This window comes from Paenalicyclobacillus cellulosilyticus (genome assembly GCF_014647315.1).
Classification (GTDB): Bacteria; Bacillota; Bacilli; order Alicyclobacillales; family Alicyclobacillaceae; genus Alicyclobacillus_J; species Alicyclobacillus_J cellulosilyticus.
In genome coordinates this window covers 1-3,857 of sequence record NZ_BMOY01000070.1, presented here as the reverse complement: position 1 = coordinate 3,857, position 3,857 = coordinate 1, and the positions used below count along the sequence as shown (strand labels likewise).

Genomic DNA, 3,857 nt, shown 5'->3' with positions numbered 1-3,857 from the left:
ATTTCGCTGTGCACAGGTTGGATTCCTGTCGAAATTCGTCCCCTGCCCGAAGATCAGGCGCGGAATCTGTGACCCGAGAGAACCGGTACGGGCCGCTACAGAGATGCAGGTCCGGCACGAGGTGTTTCTGATGGATTTTGGAGACATATTAAGGCCAGCCCGAACATCGGGCTGCACTGGTTGACGACACTTGGCACGGGTCAGGGCCACCCACCGTATCTGGCCGATGGACAAACGGCAGGGTGACCCCCTGCTGGGTATCACCACGACTCGTTCGAGGAAGCACTGCGAAAAGCGAATCTGTGGGACAACCCACGCTACGCCCGCCCGGTTCTGACACGCATGCGGAGCCTGCCACCTGGGATGTAGAAGTCGCCGTTCGCGGGTTGCTGGCCGCCATTTGATGTGCCCCGGACGTGGAACGTCTCTTTTTTTGCCCGTGGCATTTCGCGTCGCCGGGTGGAGGAGACAGGATCCGGCAACCTCCACCTCGTTAGCGACGACATTATGTCAGTGAGCCATTAACCAAGAACCTGTCTCATCGTATATTGAACGCTGAGCCGTATTGGGGCTCTCATATGCTTGCAGAAGCACCTTCGATGCAGCGTAAAACACCAATACAGCATCTGACGATGGTGGAAGGACGCTTGCAAAGCTCTGTAACTCGCTCCGATAGCGCGTAGCCAGGTCTGTGTTCGTGAACACCCCGCCATCTAGTTCTATCTCCAAGCCTAATCCATTCTGTTCAGCCGTTTGGACGGCGTTTTCAACCCGCTGCAATGTGGCATTCGTGGTCTCATAATAGTTCGACTGTAGTATGACCCCGTCGAAACCCATGCTCTGCCAATCACTGATACTCGTGCCGTAAGCTGGGATCCACAAGAGCAACAGGTTGTCTTTGCTGGCCAGTTCGCGGACATACTGAATCAACGGAACGTCAGAAGAAGGGTCGGTCTCCTTGTACCAATACACCCCAATCAGCCTCAGATGAGGATAGCCGGCTTCTTTCCAACGCGTCATGAACTCGTCATAGTACCACCGAATCGCTGTCTTCCGGTTTTGCAGAGACTGTTCATCGCCTACGTCAGCAACCGAGAAGTTGAGTTTGGGACCACCGTCCGAAACTGCGCCAAAATTCCTTTGGCTCGAGTCGGGATAAGGTATCGTGAAGATGACATTGACTGTCCTCGCGGAAAACACCTGTCGTCCTGCCTGCTCCGCGGCGGCGTTGAGGTGGGCAAACTCTCCGTCCGGCCCAAACAAATCGTCCAGATATTTCGACCATCCTGTCGCTGTGCCGCCAGCATTCGAGTAAGGCAAAAACAGCATCGTGTCAAACATCTGTGACTCTGCGCGCCCGTTCGGATCGATGTACTCGAGCATCGGCAGGAAGTCCTGTGCACTCCACTTGCCCAACTGACCATGATCACCTGTATAGACAAGCAAGATATGGCGTGCACCGTTCAGGCGGGTTGACGTGAGCAGCCCTGTAGAAGAACTAGAATTACGAGGCACGAGGGGGGTTCCGACCTGAGCGGGATGCACCCCCGTCTGGTTGACGGACCAAATATGCAATTGCCCTGCAAAGACCCATACGCGTACTGGAAAGACAATCTTTATGAGACTGGCCTGCACGGGGCTTGAAGGTGTTAAAGTGAACGTCTTCACGTCGCCTTGCACGGTCGCATCCAAATCATTGTCATTAAGCACGTACCACGTCAGCCCATCGATGGATACCTGAACTTCCATCGATGTTGGCCAATAGATTCCACTCTTTGAATTCTGTTCAAAGGACAGAGACATGGACGAGACATTCCGTAGACCTCCAAGAGAGAACGTGATTTCTCGCCCACCTTGGCGCAGGAACCGAGCCCACTTGCCGGGTTCGGACATGCTGTTCCCCACGGGTAGGTACTTGGTCTCCTGCTGTGCGAACACCTGGTCCGGCGTCCCCGTGACTTGCAGAGAAATGATCTGCGCCTGACTCGCGATGTCGGTTGCATCCGGTGGTGCCGACGAGGCGATATCGGCCGCGGCGACGGCGATGTTCTCAGGCTGGGCAACCGATCCGTCGAAGCTTGAATCCGCTGAAGTGGAGACGCCGGTCGATTGCACCGCGCTGACGTAGATGGCGGAATCGGGACGTCCGACATGTCCATTGCTGGCGTTCGCATAGGCCGTGACACCTGCGGCTGCGCTGAACATGGTCAAGGACGCCGTCATCAGCGTTGAGGTCCACCACTTGAATTCCTGTCGCTTCTGTTTCATACGTACGGTTCCCTCCGGACAATTCTCGTTTTGGGCTTTCTCATCTCCATTCGTGGCACAACGGGAGACTGATGTCTTGACGCGGACGTGCGCGAGCGAGCACCGTGCATCCGGGTGCATAGTTGCTATAGTAATGGACGAATCCAATCATGTTTTGTGACATGTTCACCTAATATGTACAGCGATGGATGTGTCGCTACAATGTTCCCGCCTAACACGTGACAAGGACGGGACAACATCTTGTAAGATGACACCTGAGTTAAGTCTGCAAATGCCACATTAATTGCCAAGAACTGGACCGATCACGATGAATCGTAACGTACGCATGGATATGTCACGAGGATCTGTTGAGCTTCTACAACAACGCGGCATTCCGTCACACGCGCGGCGCAGGCCCAGCGGAACTGCAGCACTGAAAACAACCTGTGGGAAGCGCTGCTGGTCCCTGGTGGAGCTGGTCAGGACAGGCTGGTCCGTTTGCTTATCGTGCCTAGCAGCGTTTTGGTGTTAAGCAGCCTTAGGCTTCGATGGGCCAGAAGGCTGAAACGGTGTTGGATCCAAACCTGGAACTCGTTCGTCCATCTACAGGTATCGCATCGAGTTCTCGATCTCGTGGGTTGCAGAAAACTCTGGTTGATTGCTGGCAGGAGGTAGTTTGCACTGGCTGGAGAAGCGCAGATTCCTCCGGACACCGCTTTGCTATCTCTTTCGTTGGAACAAGTTCGCCGACAATGTCTGAGCGGCCCTGAATGGATGAAAGAATCAGATACCACCGGGAGAATCTTAGACCGTCAAAACAATAGGCTTCATCCCTAAACACCCTCCTTGTGCGCTTCAATCTCAGACTCGTGTAAACACATACAGTGTTATAAGCGGCATAGATTAAAATTCACTTAAAGCACCGAACTTCTCAGGCTGTGCAAATCCACACTATCGATGCGGCGTGAACAGATACACGGCGAGAAAGAATTCATTTGCCAACGGTACCGGAAGGTACCATGTGCCAAGAGACGGCACACGAAATCCTACCAAATGGTGTGCCCTCCCTTCGGGGACCAGTTAACCTCTTTTTGCATGCTTGCAGGATTACTGCCGACAAGACTTTGAAGTTCTCCGAAAAGCCCGCACTGCCTCCCTGGCCTACCGCACCATGGGGGATACCAAGATGACCGTACACATAGGTGTTCATGTAGAACCCTCATATACGTCCCCATGTTCTCATCACCAGGCGGCACGGGGTCCGGCAAATCGACGCTGGTGCGCCACATCCTGCTTGAAGCGCTGAAGCGCGGTTGGCGCGTGTATCTCGTCGACCCAAAGGGCGGCGTGGACTATCTGAAACTGGAGCAACAGCTTGCGGAACCCATCGCGATGACGTCGCAGCAGGCCCTGCCTCTGCTCCAGGAACTCTGGAGCGAGCATCTGCGCCGCTTGGCGCAACACATATTCCGCGCCACGTCGCAGTTTGGTGAAATGGAAATCAGAACGAAGGCTCGCGGGAATGATGGGACTGACGCAGATTCCCTATATATGGTTCTATGAAAGCGCGATCATTTGTAAATTTGATCAGATATGGAAACGACCTGCGC

Annotated in this window: 2 protein-coding genes; one reads left to right on the top strand and one right to left on the bottom strand. The window is 54.2% G+C overall.

Annotated elements, in window-relative coordinates; all coding sequences use genetic code 11:
- Positions 1-510: 510 nt before the first annotated feature.
- The gene (locus IEX97_RS12705) at positions 511-2,268 is read right to left on the bottom strand and encodes a DUF4855 domain-containing protein (protein ID WP_188883480.1); all 1,758 of its coding nucleotides are present in this window, start codon (positions 2,266-2,268) and stop codon (positions 511-513) included.
- 1,257 nt (positions 2,269-3,525) lie between these two features.
- On the opposite strand from IEX97_RS12705, the gene IEX97_RS12700 reads away from it, so the two are divergent.
- A complete protein-coding gene (locus IEX97_RS12700; RefSeq protein WP_229776908.1) occupies positions 3,526-3,810 on the top strand; it encodes a hypothetical protein in 285 nt (94 codons plus the stop codon).
- Positions 3,811-3,857 lie beyond the last annotated feature (47 nt).